15 protein-coding genes are annotated in these 15,446 nt (G+C 54.9%); 2 read left to right on the top strand and 13 right to left on the bottom strand.

The features are described from left to right. Nucleotides 1-18: 18 nt before the first annotated feature. Entirely contained in the window at nt 19-603 is a 585-nt protein-coding gene (locus CKO12_RS07840) for a chorismate--pyruvate lyase family protein (RefSeq protein WP_200154185.1), read from the bottom strand. A gap of 291 nt (nt 604-894) precedes the next feature. Between CKO12_RS07840 and CKO12_RS07835 the strand changes: the two genes are divergently transcribed. Beyond that, nucleotides 895-1,089 carry an alanine-zipper protein gene (locus CKO12_RS07835; protein ID WP_200154184.1) on the top strand — a complete coding sequence of 65 codons (195 nt, stop codon included), beginning with the start codon at nt 895-897 and terminating at the stop codon, nt 1,087-1,089. Here CKO12_RS07835 and CKO12_RS07830 read toward each other — a convergent pair. The 12 genes from CKO12_RS07830 to CKO12_RS07775 all read right to left on the bottom strand — a co-directional run bounded on the left by CKO12_RS07830 (nt 1,068) and on the right by CKO12_RS07775 (nt 14,340). After that, on the bottom strand, nt 1,068-2,024 hold the full coding sequence (locus CKO12_RS07830; protein ID WP_200154183.1) for a L,D-transpeptidase family protein: 957 nt from the start codon (nt 2,022-2,024) through the stop codon (nt 1,068-1,070). The genes CKO12_RS07835 and CKO12_RS07830 overlap by 22 nt on opposite strands. A 59-nt stretch (nt 2,025-2,083) precedes the next feature. After that, complete coding sequence (locus tag CKO12_RS07825) at nt 2,084-3,004, bottom strand: NAD(P)H-binding protein (RefSeq protein WP_200154182.1); 921 nt, start codon at nt 3,002-3,004, stop codon at nt 2,084-2,086. 92 nt (nt 3,005-3,096) lie between these two features. Beyond that, complete coding sequence (locus CKO12_RS07820; RefSeq protein WP_200154181.1) at nt 3,097-3,459, bottom strand: HPF/RaiA family ribosome-associated protein; 363 nt, start codon at nt 3,457-3,459, stop codon at nt 3,097-3,099. Nucleotides 3,460-3,637: 178 nt separating this feature from the next. Further along, nucleotides 3,638-4,192 carry a hypothetical protein gene (locus CKO12_RS07815; RefSeq protein ID WP_200154180.1) on the bottom strand — a complete coding sequence of 185 codons (555 nt, stop codon included), beginning with the start codon at nt 4,190-4,192 and terminating at the stop codon, nt 3,638-3,640. Between the two features lie 57 nt (nt 4,193-4,249). Then, nucleotides 4,250-5,536: a citrate synthase gene (locus CKO12_RS07810; protein ID WP_200154179.1), complete on the bottom strand. Its 1,287-nt coding sequence runs from the start codon at nt 5,534-5,536 to the stop codon at nt 4,250-4,252. A 3-nt stretch (nt 5,537-5,539) separates the two neighbouring features. After that, entirely contained in the window at nt 5,540-6,523 is a 984-nt protein-coding gene (locus CKO12_RS07805) for an aldolase catalytic domain-containing protein (RefSeq protein ID WP_200154178.1), read from the bottom strand. A 254-nt stretch (nt 6,524-6,777) separates the two neighbouring features. After that, entirely contained in the window at nt 6,778-7,536 is a 759-nt protein-coding gene (locus tag CKO12_RS07800; RefSeq protein ID WP_200154177.1) for a bacteriorhodopsin, read from the bottom strand. After that, nucleotides 7,533-10,916 (bottom strand): hybrid sensor histidine kinase/response regulator, encoded by a 3,384-nt coding sequence (locus CKO12_RS07795; RefSeq protein WP_200154176.1) that lies wholly within the window; start codon nt 10,914-10,916, stop codon nt 7,533-7,535. Before CKO12_RS07795 ends, CKO12_RS07800 begins: the two co-directional genes overlap by 4 nt. Before the next feature lies 1 nt (nt 10,917). Beyond that, complete coding sequence (locus CKO12_RS07790; protein WP_200154175.1) at nt 10,918-12,504, bottom strand: methyl-accepting chemotaxis protein; 1,587 nt, start codon at nt 12,502-12,504, stop codon at nt 10,918-10,920. Then, nucleotides 12,501-13,004, bottom strand: a complete 504-nt coding sequence (locus CKO12_RS07785) for a chemotaxis protein CheW (protein ID WP_200154174.1) — start codon at nt 13,002-13,004, stop codon at nt 12,501-12,503. Before CKO12_RS07785 ends, CKO12_RS07790 begins: the two co-directional genes overlap by 4 nt. After that, nucleotides 13,004-13,378 (bottom strand): response regulator, encoded by a 375-nt coding sequence (locus CKO12_RS07780; protein WP_200154173.1) that lies wholly within the window; start codon nt 13,376-13,378, stop codon nt 13,004-13,006. Before CKO12_RS07780 ends, CKO12_RS07785 begins: the two co-directional genes overlap by 1 nt. Nucleotides 13,379-13,530: 152 nt before the next feature. After that, nucleotides 13,531-14,340, bottom strand: coding sequence for a response regulator transcription factor (locus CKO12_RS07775; protein ID WP_200154172.1), 810 nt, complete (start codon nt 14,338-14,340; stop codon nt 13,531-13,533). Between the two features lie 462 nt (nt 14,341-14,802). Between CKO12_RS07775 and CKO12_RS07770 the strand changes: the two genes are divergently transcribed. After that, nucleotides 14,803-15,303, top strand: coding sequence for a hypothetical protein (locus CKO12_RS07770; protein WP_200154171.1), 501 nt, complete (start codon nt 14,803-14,805; stop codon nt 15,301-15,303). The last annotated feature ends 143 nt before the right edge of the window (nt 15,304-15,446 follow it).

Raw genomic sequence — 15,446 nt, 5'->3', positions numbered from 1 at the left:
ATCCAATTGCCCTCAATATCATTGTTCATACAGCGCCAGCGGAAAAGACTCGGTAATGAGAATGACCGGCTGGCGTGCAATGAAAATGCGATAAGTCCGAAATACCGCTGCCGCGCCGTCGGCAGTGCGATCCAGCCCGACATCCAATACTTCGCGGTAACTTTCCAGCCCGCTATCGCGGATCAACACGCCGATGCCGATCTCGCGATCAATCAGGCGTTGGCGAAAATCTACCGGAATCTGCGCGGGACGAATCACCGAAAAGGCTTCAGCAAAGCTGCGTCCGCTGTCTTGTCCACGCAACCGCGCTTCGCGGATCAAACAGTGCTCGCCGGGCGTCAGCGCAATCCAAGGCAAGTCCTCGGTGGCGGTTTCAAAGCGTTGCGCGAGGGTGTCTACCGTCACCGGCTCCCAAAAATAGGCCTCCAAAATCTTGGTCACGGTGCCGTCAGTCACCAGCAAGGTGCGCAAAAATGGCGGCAGCGCACTGAGCGGCTGGGGGCTGCCATCAGTAGCAGCAATGACGCCATCACGGACAAAGCCATCGCAACGAAAGAGGGGCTGACTGACAACTTGGCGGGCGCGTCCGCAATAGCGATTCATAAACAGTTGCTCTCGACGCCGCGCCGCTGTGCGCTGCTGCGTGGTAAAAAATACTCAGTGTGGTGAATTGTAGACTTGAAATTGCAGCACATTTGCGTCAATCTTGACGACACCACCTTTTGCGTCACAATCATCACGTCGTTGCCCACTGGCTGGGATTCTGTTGGATATTCACTACAGGATGATGGTTTGGTTGTTGTGGCGGCAGACAGGTTCGGAAATCACCCCCCTGATTGTGTTATAAATACTGCGCCTCACGGCCAACTTTTTTCACTTTGGAGTTTTAACAACATGACCAAAATCGTCAAACTCGCTTCTTTATCCACTGCTGCAATTCTGAGCGTTGCTTTACTGGGCGGCTGCACCGACCAGACCGCTCGTGATACCGCGCAACAGGCGCTGGATACTGCTAACGCTGCGCAATCCTGCTGCACCTCCAGCACCGAGCGGCTGGATCGGATGTATCAGAAGATCATGGGCAAGTAAGACCCGTCGCCGGAATGATTCCGGCGTCCTATCACCTGAGGGACGCCGGTATCTTCCTTCACCGCTCGCTCCACGCTCGGCCAGTCAATCACGACCCCCTCCCCATGTTGCAGCGTTTCAGGAATGACTGAACGCGCACTTTTACGAATACTCTTCTCGCCCAGTTGCACTTCTAAATACAGCTCATCACCGCGCCAGCCGATTTTGTACGGCTGATCGACGATGGCGACTGGCGTGTCAATGCTGACCTGACCAAACAACTTTTCTACGCCTTCGGGATACATGCGAATACAGCCGCCGCTGACTTCCATGCCCATGCCCCACGGCATACTGGTGCCGTGAATCAGATAATCAGGATTGCTCAAGCGCATCGCAAAGCGTCCCAGCGGATTATCCGGTCCCGGCGGCACCTGCGCCGGCAAGATGTCACCACGAGCGGCGTGCGAGGCGCGGACATTCGGCCCCGGCGTCCAAATCGGGTCTTTCTTTTTTTCGATGATTTTGAAGGAACCCAGCGGCGTGCCCATCGCATCGCGCCCGACGCTGATGGCAAAAATCTGGACTTCGTTGGGGCGTTCTGGCGGGAAGTAATACAGCCGTTTTTCCGCACGATTGATGATGATCCCGACGTGGGGCACGTTGGGGAGCACATAAAACGTCGGTACCAATACCTCGGTGCCTTCGCCGGGCACCCACATATCCGCTTTGGGATTGGCCTGCCGCATGTCGGCAAACCCCAGATTGTTCTGCCGCGCAATGTCCATCAACGTATCTTTGCCACGCGCCGTGAAATAAAACGGAAATCCCACCACCGAATCACGCGGATTATCGAGCTGAAACGTTTCTGCCTGCACCGGTGCGATGCCAGTCCAGTTCCCACTCCAACCCATGACGCTCAACAGCACGGCCAGTCCAAGGTGTTTTTTCGTGCGCATAATCACTCACATTCTTGTCATGCGATGCCGCGTTGAGGCGCGGCACGGTGTGTTTTAGATCAACCCAAATAGCTCAGTTGCGCCACGCCAAAGGGCGTGGGCGTCAAGCCTAAGCGGGCAAAGCTGTCGTTTTCAGTACACACGTTGCCTTCTAACAACATCTGCAATTGCTCGCGGGAAATCGGGAACCAAGGATAACGATCCAGCCACCCTGCCAGCGTTTGGATCGGCAACACGGGCGCTGGAATCATCACTTTTGAGGTACCGGACGCGGTGGCGATGGTCTGCAAAATCGCTTTCCAACTGTAGCGTTGCGGTCCGCACAAGCTGTAGGTTTGGGATTCGGTACGCGAATCAGTCAGCGCCAGCGTGAAAGCTGCCGCCACGTCGTGAACGCTCACCGGTGCCAATTCAAATCCGCCCGCGCCCAGCGGCGACAAGCCTTGATAAAACAACGGCGCAGGCAGCGGGCTGGCGATGATGTCGCGTTTGAGCTGGGAGCAAAATTCCATCCGTCCCAGCGGCTCACCAAAGATCACGGAGGGGCGAAAAATCGTCCACCGCAGCGTTGAGCTTTTTAACGCCTGTTCCGCCCGATATTTGGTGCGTTGATAGGTGGTGCCATCAGCGCGAATGCCGTTGGCGCTCATTAAAATGAACCGCTTGACGCCCGTCGCGTGCGCAGCCGCGATGGTGTCCACCACGCCTTGATATTGCAGCCCTTCAAAGGTAATTCCCTGCGCCGGGAACTCGCGCAGAATGCCGATGAGATACATCACGGCATCTGCGCCGGTGAGACAGGCGGTCAACGCCGCCTGATCTGCCACCGTGCCGGGCACGGTTTCGCAGTCTGCCAGCCGCTCAATTTTATCGTGACTGCCCGGGCGCACCAGTAAGCGCGGAGTGTGTCCAGCGTCTAACAGATGGCGCACGAGATGCGCACCGACAAAGCCGGTACCGCCGATGATTGCAACTTTCATGGCATCAATCCTGAACAGTGAAGGAATCGAGGTAAAAACGGACAGTGGGAGCGGGTGGCGGTGCAGTCAAGCGCAACAAACAGGTGCGGCGTTTAGTAATTGGCATTGGTATGGTGGGCGACGCAGGCAACCGCTGGCGTAGTGACCAATGACGGCAGGCTGTGGCGGCGGGAGCGGCGGACATTGCGGCGAGCGGCGATGAACACATCGGTGATCGCTTCAGCGGCAGTTTTACGCGCTTCGCGGACGATAATCTGGCAACTCGGAGGCAGGCGAGTGGTCAATTCACAGCGCACGCGATGACCGTGCAGCGGATCGAATTCTTCTTGAATAGTGACTTGAATATCAAGATGTCCGGTGGGAAAACGAGCGGCGAGGGTTTCGGCTTCAGTTTCAATGTGACGACGAATATCAACATCCAATGCGAGGGTATCCCCGCCAATCTTCATACGCATAAATCAAATTCTCCAAAAGATTGACCGGACAACGACCGCGTGAGGACGCGCCGGGCGAACCGAAGTACAGCTTAAAGTGAAGGGGTCACGGAAGGTGCGGGGAAAAAGCGGTAGGACGACGGAGCGAATCATGGCGACGGGACGCGAGAAAAGCAAGAACGGCTGCATGGTCACCGCCTCACTCGAATAGATTTTGCAATGCACGTTGGAAATGCCGATACGCCTCCCAGCCATCCCGATCCATCACCTGATCAATTACCCAACGATTTTCTGGCAGATCACCCATGAGCGTTTGAATTTCAAATCCGAGCTGGCGCAATAACGCATAACTCGGCCCTTCCTCCGTCCATTGATATGCCGCGTATTCCTCAGCACGAGCATTGAGACGCGCAATAAACGGCGTCCCATAATCGCCCGCACCCAGCAAATCTTGGCTATTGTCTTGCACATGCGCAAAGACCTTTTTAGCAAATGCCAACATTAACGTGCGGCGCTCTTCATCAATGAGCCACTTGTGCGTTAAGCGATCCGCCGCTTGCAATAGAAAAATTAAATACTCCTGAATCACCAATAACCGCTGTTCATCGCTGGCATAAATAAAGCGTTCACAATGTAAGTGAATTGCTTGCTCCAGCGCCAACCGCCACGCAATAAAGGCAAGCGCACTCGCAATTTCTGGCAACGAGCGTTCTCGCGTCTCATCTTGCCAATGACTTTTAATTCGCAGCGCCATTTATTATCCTCATTGAATAAGACATCGACCGCTGTCGATGTCTTGATTGTCGAACGATTAACGCCCATCTCGCGGCACATGATCGGTGATACCCGCACCGGTATAAATTTGGCGCGGACGCGCAATTTTACTCCCCGTCGTGCAAGATTGTTCCCACCAATGCGCAATCCAACCCGGCAGCCGTCCAATTGAAAATAACACGGTAAACATATTGGTTGGAATGCCGACCGCCCGCATAATAATCCCGCTGTAAAAATCAACATTCGGATACAGTTTGCGCTCGACAAAATAAGGGTCTTCGAGTGCGATCTCTTCCAATCTGCGGGCAATATCAAGCAGCGGATCATTAAAGCCCAGCGTCGGCAATAACCGCTCGGCAACGGTTGCCAACATCCGCGCTCGCGGATCAAAATTTTTATACACACGGTGCCCAAAACCCATCAAGCGCACCTTACTATCTTTATCTTTTGCCATCCGCACATATTCTTCTGGGCTAATGTGCCCGCGATGAATACGATCTAACATTTCCAATACCGCAACATTCGCACCGCCGTGTAATGGCCCCCACAACGCGCACACTCCCGCTGCACAAGCTGCGAATAGATTAGCCTGACTAGAACCCACCATCCGCACAGTTGAGGTTGAGCAATTCTGCTCGTGATCGGCGTGTAATAACAGCACCAAGTTAATTGCATCACGCACTACTGGTTCACAAAAATGCTCGGCATAGGGTTGTGAAAACAGCATGTGCAAAAAGTTCGGCACATAACGCAATGCTGGATCAGGATAGATATACGGTTGACCAATTGAATGCCGATACGCATACGCGGCAATGGTACGCACCTTACTGATTAACCCTGCGGCTGCTACTCGAAAATGCTCTTCATCTTCTAATTCAAAACATTCGGGATGAAAACAAGATAAGGCGTTAATCATCGCCGATAAAATCGCCATCGGCGGTGCCGAGCGCGGGAAACCCTCAAAATGATGCTTCATGCTCTCGTCAAGATTGGCAGAAGCGGTTAAATCGGCTGAAAAAGCGCGATATTCCTGTTCACTCGGTAAATGACCAAAAATTAACAGCCACGCCACTTCCACAAAATTCGGGTTCTGCTCGAATTGCTCAATCGGAATACCGCGATAGCGCAAAATACCTTTTTCGCCATCAATAAAGGTAATTGCACTTTGACAACTGCCGGTATTGCCATAGCCGGGATCAAGCGTGATATAACCGGTGCGGGCGCGTAAATCTTGAATATCAATTGCGCGTTCGCCTTCGGTGCCCTCACAGATTGGAAATTGGAAAGATTGCTCGCCAATGACTAAAGTAGCTTCGTTAATCATTCATTAGCCCTCTGCGACGATTTTGTCATAAAAACTCAGGAAATCATCTGGCGTTGCCCCTTCGCGCCATTCAATCGCAGTGCGCGGATGTTGATTCAATTGTCCGGTGATGTGATACGGAATTGAAGGCCCCCAATCGAGTTCTTTACGCAACGGTACGAGATAGTTTTGAATCATCTCAATCACTGGGCGCAGATTGAATTTGGGATTGCGCAAGAAGCCAAGCAGAATCTCAGTGTGGCAATTGCCCGCGCCGCGCCCAAAGCCATATAAAGTGGAATCAACCCGATTACAGCCGAGAATAATCGCCTCAATGGTATTAGCAAACGCTAATTGCAAGTTGTTGTGCGCATGAATACCGATTTCTTTGCCAGTACCTGCTAAAGCGGCGGCGTATTTGTGATACAGCCGATCCACCTGTTCGCGGTATAAATAACCAAAACTATCCACAATCACCATCGTGGTGGCGGGAGTTGGTGCAATCGCTTCTAATACGGTGTCGATCTCTTCTTCAGTAATGCTAGACACGGCCATTAAATTGGAAGTTGCTTCATAGCCCAATTCAGTGGCGTAGTGAATCATCTCCACTGCTTCTGACACCTGATGCGCGTAATAGGCAACGCGAATGGTGGATAATACGCTCTCGGCAGCAGGAACCAATTGGGTTTGCCAATCGCTTTTGCCCGCATCAGCCATCGCTGCTAATTTCAAGCCGGTGGTAATTGGATCGTGATCGCCCACTACGCGCCGTAAATCCTCTTCATCGCAATGACGCCACGCCCCAAATTTATCTTTGGGAAAAATGCGCGGTGAGTTTTTATAGCCAATTTCCATATAATCAACACCAGCCGCAACGCAGGTGCAATAAGCGGCTTGCACGAATTGATCGCTGAATTGGTGGGCATTGACTAATCCGCCGTCGCGGATGGTGCAATCAAGTACCTTGAGTTCCGGGCGAAAGGTAATCCATGGGGCTTTTTCAGTCATAGCGATTCTCTATTGTCAATGGTGTGTCGGACTATTTTGACCGCAAGCGGCGCTCTGAGCAAATCGGTAGACCTGTCGCTGCTGCGCAGTGAAGGCGAGAGTTTTTGCGCGTGGTATTAAGCAATAGCAAAAGCATTCCAAGATGTTATGAGCTATGGACGCAATCCAGTTGCTAAAATAAAAGCAGGAGCTGGTGCAAATAACCGCTATACAAAACACACGCGCAACTGCATAAAAAGATCAGGGTGATTTCTTTATTGTTGCTGGTGGTTTTGAATTTCTACGGCGGTGTAAACGACTAACATGCCCCAAATCACTTTATTAACGATGTCGCCGATATTAACGGTGAATTCGCGCAGGACGACGCCAACGCCGGGATCAAACACGATGGCGTAGAAAAAGCCGGCTGGAAAAATCATCCACCCAATTAAGAAAAAGAAAAATAGATACGCCAGTGCATCGCGTTGTGTGGGTGCCATTTCAGCGACTGGCAAGCGGCGCAATACTTGAAAAAGTGACCAAGTTAAATAAGAAAACAGTAAGCCGCTGATGCTGAACCAGAAAAGAGCCAGCAGTGATAAATTGTCGCCAAGATGCGCGAGGGTGGCGTGTTCACCAAGATAGCCAGTGAGAATCATGGCGGCATCAGTCAGTAATAAGGTGCGTAAAAAGGTGGTGCCGACGCGCTCTAAACCCATTAATAATGGAAACATGCTGATTAACACTAAGGTCGTTGCTAACCAATAGGCGTAGCGCAATTCAAGCGGTAACGAAGTGATGGCGGCAGTCATTTCGGTAATGCCCGTAGCGCCCGCAGTGAGTGGTTGTAGCCGCATAAAAAAGTAGAAATGAAGGATGCTGGAAACGAGGCAAATACCGATATTGAGGAGCGCCAGCAGTCGTAAATGTCCGCGCAAGCGGGGAATTTGCGTGAAAAAATAAAGTACGGCGGCGGATGCGGCGATGCCGCAAGTGAGAAATGAAAAATAGGTTAAATGAAAAAGCGTGGTCATGGCATTGGTGTCCGCTGTGAACGCATGGTGTTATCCAGCGCCTGTTGAATAAAATCTAATACGGCTTCGTCGTGATACGGTTTAATAAAATACTGGTTGACGCCTACGCGCAAGGCTTCATGGCGATGACGGGCGGTGGAGCGTGAGGTGATCATGGCAATCGGCAACTGGCTGGTGGCGGAGTGGGCGCGTAAATGGGCGGTCAACTCCAGCCCGTTCATTTGCGGCATTTCCATGTCAACCAGCAACACGTCGACACGCTCGTGGCGCAAGGTTTGGAGCGCGTCCATGCCATCGCGGGCGGTCAGGGCGCGATAGCCGCCGTCCGTTACCAGTTGTGCCAGCAGGTGGCGCATCGAGAGCGAATCATCGACGATCAATACGGTGGGCACTGCGAGCGGCACGATCAGTGCTGCGGTCGGGGCGGTGGCGAGCGGGGCGGTGTGGGTGAAGTCGAGCAGGGTGCGCAGGTCGATGATGGGGACGACGCGCCCGTCGCCGAGAATGGATGCTGCCAGCACGCCGGGGCTGGCGGGTACCAGTGCGCCGAGCGGTTTGATGAGCAATTCGCGGTTATCAAGCAGTGCGTCGACCAAGATGGCGTGGTCGCCGTGCTCCGAGGTCAGCACCAGCACGACGCCGGGGCTGGATTCCAGCGGCGGTGCGGGCAATCCAAGCAAGGAGTTGAGGTGCAGCAGCGGGTAAGTCGCGTCGGCGTGGTGAAACTGCCAGCCGCTGGCGCTCGCGGTGCGGTCGCCTTCGGCAGCGAGCACGGCATAGCGCACGTCATTGGCTGGCACTGCCAAGGGAGCGCCTTGGCAGTGAATGAGCAAGCAATGAATCGTCAACAGCGAGGTCGGCACACGGGCGCGGAGTTGATAACCGCTGCCGGTGGTTGATTCCAGCGCCAGCGTGCCGTTGAGCGAGCGGATGGTGGTGGCGACGACGTCCATGCCGACGCCGCGCCCGGAAATGTGGGTGACGTGCTCGCGGGTGGAAAACCCGGGGCGCAGCGTCAGCGCGAGCAGTTCTTGCGGGGTGAGCTCGGCTGCGGTGGTGAGCAGACCGCTGGCGCGGGCTTTGGCGCGGATGCGTTCCCACGCGACGCCAGCGCCGTCGTCGCGGCAAGTGACGACAATTTGATCGCCAAGCTGTTGAAATAAAACTGTTAATTCGCCTTGCGCTGGCTTGCCGACGGCGCGTCGTTGCGCGGGCAATTCGATGCCGTGATCGATGGCGTTGCGCACGATGTGCATCAAGGCGGGCAGCAGGCGTTCCAGCACATCGCTGTCGATGCGTACGGCGTCACCCTGCACGATGAGCACGGCATCTTTGCCCGTCGCCCGGCAGATTTGGCGCACGGCACGTTGTAAACGTCCGACGATGGATTGCACCGGCACCAAGCGGGTGCCGAGCGTCAACTGGCGGAGTTCATGGCTCAATTTGAGTTGTTGGCGGTTGAGTTCGTCTAAATCGCTGATCGTGGCGTCCAGCGTCTGCGCCAAGTCGCGGGTGTCGTTGACGCTTTCGTTGAGCTGGCGAGCGGCAATCAACAGCTCGTCGTAGTGTTCCAATTCCAGCGGATCGACGGGCGCGGCGTCGCCGGCGGTGCGGTGCAGACCACGCAAATCAACCCGTTGTTCCAGCGCGGTGATTTGGAGCAGATGCCGCAGCGTGACTTCGCTGGTATCGCGCACGGTGCGCTGGGCAAGTGTGAGCTGCGTTTCAGATTGCGATAACGCCAGCGCCAGCTCGCCCACCAGCCGCAGGAGGTTGTCAATGGTGGCGGCGGGAATTTGGAGTACGGCTTCATCGTTGGCGGCTAACTGGGCGCTGGCTGGCGCGAGCGGAGCGTCCAGTGCGGCAGACAGCGTGATCGGGGCGGATTCTGAGCGCGAGACGGAAGCAGATTCAGGTGCAGATGCGACTGCTGGCGCGGCGACCAGCGCGGCGCTGCCTTCTTGCTCAAGGCGACAAACCCAATCTAAAACCTGCTGCATGAGGGGCTGAAAGGTTGCCGGGGCGTGTTGCTCAATGCCGTTGAGCACATCAAACATCATGGCAAGACCATCGGCGGCAGCCAGCAAGGTGTCGCCCAACGCCGGACTGGGCGCGAGATCGTGCGCCGTCAAAAATTCCAGCACATCTTCCAGATGATGACCCAGCACGGCGACGGCGCGGATGCCGCATACATTGGCGGAACCTTTCAGCGTGTGGGCATACCGCTGTGCCTGCCGCAGAGCGTCTTCAATCACACCGCCGCCCAGAATGACTTGAATCACGGTCGCCAACCGCTGCGTTAAATCCACACCTTCGCGGCAAAACCCCGCCAACACGCTGGCATCCACATCATCCGCCGGAGTCAACGCAACGTCAGCGGGGTCTATCTGCGTGGCACGAGGCGGAGCGGCGTCACTGTCAAGCCGCAGCGGGTCTTGATACAGCGCGGTGATGAGTTCGGCAGCGCAGTCGGCGGCTAACGGTTGCGTCCACGCGGGATGGGTGAGCGTTGCGACCAAAGCACGGCGCGGCGCTTCCGCTAACGGCGCGGCGAAATAGTCGTGCATCCGCTCCAGCAGGTGCGTCAAATCGTCAAGCAAGGCTTGTGACCACGCCGTTTCTGGCGCTTGCGCGGCGAACTGGTCACTCAAGCTGCGGCACAGCGCAGCAAAGGCGGTCAAGCCAGCATCGGCTGATGCTTCGGTGAAGCGTCCCAACATTTCCCGGCTGGCGGCAATGGCGACGCTGCGGGCATCGGAGTGCGGGGCGTGGGCGAGATCGGCGAGATGGTCGAGAAAATCTTGGGAATTGTCGGCGGCAGCGGCAGCCAAAATGGCGAGTAATTCAAGCGCATCGGCGGTTAAAAGCGGTTCGCTGTTGTCACAGTTGTCAGTTGTCGGTTCGCAGTCGGCATCAGCACGTTGGCAAGCATCTGGCACCAGCAACTGCTCATCCTGAAAACTGTCAACTGACAACTGCCAACTTTTTTCCCACAGCGCAACCGCCTCCGCTCCCAACGGCGGATCAAACGCCGCACTGCTGGCGAGTTCCACCATCGCCCTGACCAATTCCGGCTCCTGCGGCGCAGCGAGAGACGCATCCAGCAGCGCCAGCAACTCCAAAATAATCGTCTCCGCGCCCGCCGGCTCACGGTGCGGTAAATCGCTGACAAAACTGTCAATAACCGTCAGCAGTTCCGTGAGATGTGCGCCCGCCGCCTCCGCCGCTGGCCACAGTTCGCCCAACAATTCCGCAAAAGCATTCGCCGCTATCAGCCGCTCCTCTGGCGTCGCCGTCGCCGCACCCGCCACCACCACTGCGTGGCGCAGCGCCGGAATTGCCGGATAAAACACCGCAGCGAATGCCGCCAAAGTCGTCATCTCACGCGACCGAGATGAGATTGGATGTCAGCGGCACCGCTGGCGCTGGTAAGCGAAACAGCCCAATTGAATCAAGAAGTTGCTGGGAATACGTCACCAAATTATTTGTCGCTTGCGCCTGTTGATTGATCTGAGCCGTCGTTTCCAACGTGCTGGCTCGCATCGACTCCACCCGCAGCATCAAGGTGCGATTGGCACCGACCTGATGTTGCGCCCGATCATCAATTTGGCGCACCGCATCAACCAGCTTGATCGTCGCCTGCTGCGTCGCCAACATCCGCTCACCAGCGCCCTCAATCGTGCGCGATTCGTTGCCCACCGCCTCCGTCGCCTGATTCACCGTTTGAATGGTGTCCTGCGTTTCCACTTGGATATTGCGAATCAGCGTGGCGATTTGACTGGTCGCATGACGCGAACTGTCCGCCAACCGCTGCACCTCTTGCGCGACCACCGCAAAACCGCGCCCCGCCTCGCCAGCAGTTGCCGCCTGCATTGACGCATTGATCGCCAAAATGTGCGTGCGCTCAGAAAAACTGTTGATGATGTCCACGATGCCGCTGATTTCCTGCGACCGTTCACCCAACCGCTTGATCCGCTTGCCCGTTTCCTGAATTGAAGTGCGAATGTTGCTCATGCCCTGCACCGCGCCCTTCACCGACGTGAGCGCCTCATCATTGGATTGGGTCGCCGTGTTCGCTGCCGCGCTGCAAAACTGCGCCAGCACCGCAATGCCATCAATCGCCGCAACGGTCTGCGCCAAATCATCAGCGGTGCGCTCAATTTCCAGCCGCTCCGCATCTGTCACCGCCACCACTTCCAGTCCCTGCGCCTGCGCTTGGAGCGCAGCCTGTCCCACGCGCCCGGCGATCTCGCGCACCTGCACCAACACCCGCGCACTTTCCGAAGTGATGCGATTTAACGCATCGCTCAACGGCCCGGTGATGTCCTCTTTGACCGGCAATTTGAGCGTCAAATCCCGCGCTTGGCTGATTTCGCTGCTGATTTGCAGCATGGCGATAATGGAATCGTTGAGCTGATCGTTCTGCCGCTCCAAAAAATCCAGCCCGCGATTGAAGGCGAGCACGGTGCTGCCCAGCTCATCCTCAGCGCCGGGATCAAGCCGTTCAGAAAAATCGCGCCGCCGTTCCATCCCCACGAGTGCGCCGCGAATGCGCGTGAGACCATCTCGAATGCGCTCGGCAGGATGCACGATGAAGCGTTGTGCCAGTCGCACGATAGAAATGTAAAACACCAAGCCAGTCAGCAAGGCGCTCAACAGCAGCACTGCGACCAACAGCGCCATCATCACCTGTTGCTGCTCGGCACTGGCAGCGAGCGCCGCCTCCACGCGCTGGCGCAAATACTGCGTGGTGGCGGCCTGCGTGTCTGGCGTGCCGGTTTGGTGCAGCAAGGCGGCAAGCTCTTGATTGTGCTCAGGATGCACCGCTTGCCACATCTCGGCGCGTTCTCCGTACAGTCCGTTGACGCTCAACAACACGGCGGCGGAGACGAGAAAAAAGACCAATAACACCAATGCGGTGGTGACGATGGTGAGTTTTGCGGAGATGGAAATGTCGTTGAGAGTCATCGCACTGATTCCGACGTCAAAGTAGCAAAATTGATCTGACACGCCCGCTGCGCCAGCAGCACGAGCAATCCGCCAAGATCACTGTCGAGATAAGGCACTGCATCCACCGTCAAGCTGTGCTGCGCGAGTTCAGAGAGCGGCTCCGGCAGTGGCGGCGGCGGGGCGGTGGGCGTGTCCGGCGGCACCGTGATGCCGGTAATGTCATCAATGCCCAGCGCGGCACACGCTTCGCGGCGACCCAGCGCCAGCAGATACCGGCTCGGATTGGCGCTGCGCTCGCCCAGCAGGGCGGCTAAATCGTAGACCGGCGCGACATCACCGCGAAAGCTGGCCAACCCCAAACACCAGTGTTGCGTAAATGGCAGGCGAGCGCACGGCAACGGCGGATAGACCTCGGCCGGCATTCCCAGCGGAATCAGCAGCCAGCGGGTGCCGATCCGAAAGGCGTGGCGAAATTCACCCGCTGGCGCAGCGTCTGCTGGCGCGTCAACGTCCGTCATCACGCCCGCCCACCATCAACCAACTGATTGATATAGTTCAAAATCTCAGCGTCCGCATACGGTTTGACGACATATCCTTTCGCGCCCTGCAATTGCGCCCACATCTTGTCGGCTTTCTGGTTTTTACTGCTGACCACCACCACCGGAATGCGCTCAGTGGTGGGGTCTTCGCGCAGCGCCCGCGTCGCGTGAAAACCGTCCACGTCTTCCATCACGATGTCCATAAAAATCAAATCGGGGTGCTCACTTTGCGCCCGCGCCACCACTTCACGTCCCGATACCGCAGTTGCCACGCTGTGCCCGGCTTTGATTAACACATCCCGCAAATGATCGCGCTCAGTTGCAGAATCATCGACCACTAATAACTTTGCCATTTTAATCCCCTATTCACGCCCGCAAATCATGCGCAGCAATGTGATTATTTTTAGGAGTGACGCGGTTGAAAACAGTTGTCAGTTTTGAGTTGGCAATTGTCAGTAAAACACAGCGTTATTACCAACAACTGCCAATTCAAAAACGCATGATTTTAATTCAAATAACGCTGTAAAGTAGCATTGAGTTGTTCCAGCGCCAGCGGTTTCGTCAAATACACATCGGCAGCAGCAAATGTGCCGCGAAGTTTATCAAACCGCGAGGTTTTACCGGTCAACAATACAACTGGCGTTTGAATGTGCAATTTGCGTTTCAGCGTCCGACACACTTCATAACCATTGATGCCCGGCAGCATCACATCAAGAAAAATCAATTGATACACCCGCTCTTGCACCCGCGTCAGGGCTTCCTCGCCAGTGGTCGCAAAATCAACGGCATGTCCCGCTTTGGTGAGGCGCACCTCCATCATCGTCCGCACCGACTCGCTGTCGTCCACCACCAAAATGCGTTTAGCCGCAAGCGCCGGCGCAGGTGGGGGCTGCGTTTTTCCATGATCCGCAATGGCTTGCGCGGAGAGGTCATCACGAATCGCCAACTCCGGGGCGAAGTGATACACCTCCAAAACCAGTTCATCGAGCGTTTTGAGGATGCGGATTGCCAACAGCGGGCGCTTAAAACCGACGCTCACCACTTCGCTGGACAGATGAGAGAGCGCATCGGTATTGCCAACCTGCACGACCGGAAAATTCGCGCCAAAACAACGGCTGCGCAGTTCGCGCCAGCCCTGCACACCTTGCGGCAGATCGTCGTTAATGATGCAAATATCGGGTGGTTTGCGGTCTTGCGCCCAGAGAACATAGTGCTGCGGGCGGACAGCAGACAATTGAAAAGCCCGCTCTAAACTCTTTTCTTCATGCGCAGGAAAACCGCACAGGGCAATCGTGAATTGTTTTTGCTTGCTCATAGTCTTTTACTTTCCGTTGATAGGTCGTGCGACCTGCAACTGAAGTCCTGAACAGTACTCAACCGAATAATTCGGTGAGGATACAAGCGATTGATTTGATTGTGACTTATCAGTTGTCAGTGACAATACTGTTTTTTAGTGACAATTGTCAATTAACAACTTATTTTCAACCGCGTGACGCTTAATACCATAAAACGCGCCATTCTCGCGCTGTAAAAAATCCCATCTACCGCAGCATCGCTTGATTTATATCAACAACAGCGTAATGCGCTGGCGTGGTACGCATCATATCAAATTCGCTCAAATTCACTGCATTTGAGCTGGGCGGCGGCAGGATTCAATACTGCAATCTTTGTTGGCGATCAATAGTATTGTGTGCGAAATCGTTTTAGGTTTACCATGCGCCTGCTGGATTAAAATCGCGCCAGTTTTTCATTTTAATCACGTCTATCAGGTACGCAAATGAACGCTAAACTTGTTATTTGTATAGGAGTGCTGGCAGTGTGTCATACCGCTGATGCTGCAAAATGTCAGGCACCCGATGGCAAATGGTATCCTTATCACAGCCCACAGTGTGAAGCTGCGGCTGAATCAGCATTTGATCCTCGGTTGGAATTAGATCGCGCCGTGCAAATGCGAGAAGATAAACGCTTGGAATATGACGCTGGTTTTCAGCAGCAACGCCTTGATTTATTGCATTTAGAACATCAGCGTAAGATGCTGGAATTGGAGTATTCTACTCACGCCCAACAGCGTTCATTGCGGATGGAGGAACGCAAAGTTGATTTATTAGAAAGTGAAGTCACTGCTGATCGTCAATATACCAGAGAAATCCAGAACGATGCGCGGATTCAACGCAATATCAGCAACATTCAACAAACGATTGATCTCAGAAAAGATGCTGAAGCAGCGCGGTTGGGAGTGACGCGGCAGCAATATGATGTGATAAGAAATAAGTATTAACTGAAATGACCGCTATTATAGTTGTCCGCAAAACTAACCATACAGCACCCAAGGCACGAACTGTTCTATCCAGCCCTTGGCATAGCTTGATGATTTGCTGAATACAGCCCAAGAATCAGAGATGACTGACTTTAAGTACTCAT

The sequence above is a fragment of the Chromatium okenii genome, assembly GCF_016583745.1.
GTDB classification, from domain to species: Bacteria; Pseudomonadota; Gammaproteobacteria; order Chromatiales; family Chromatiaceae; genus Chromatium; species Chromatium okenii.
This window is presented reverse-complemented; position numbering and strand designations above follow the sequence as displayed.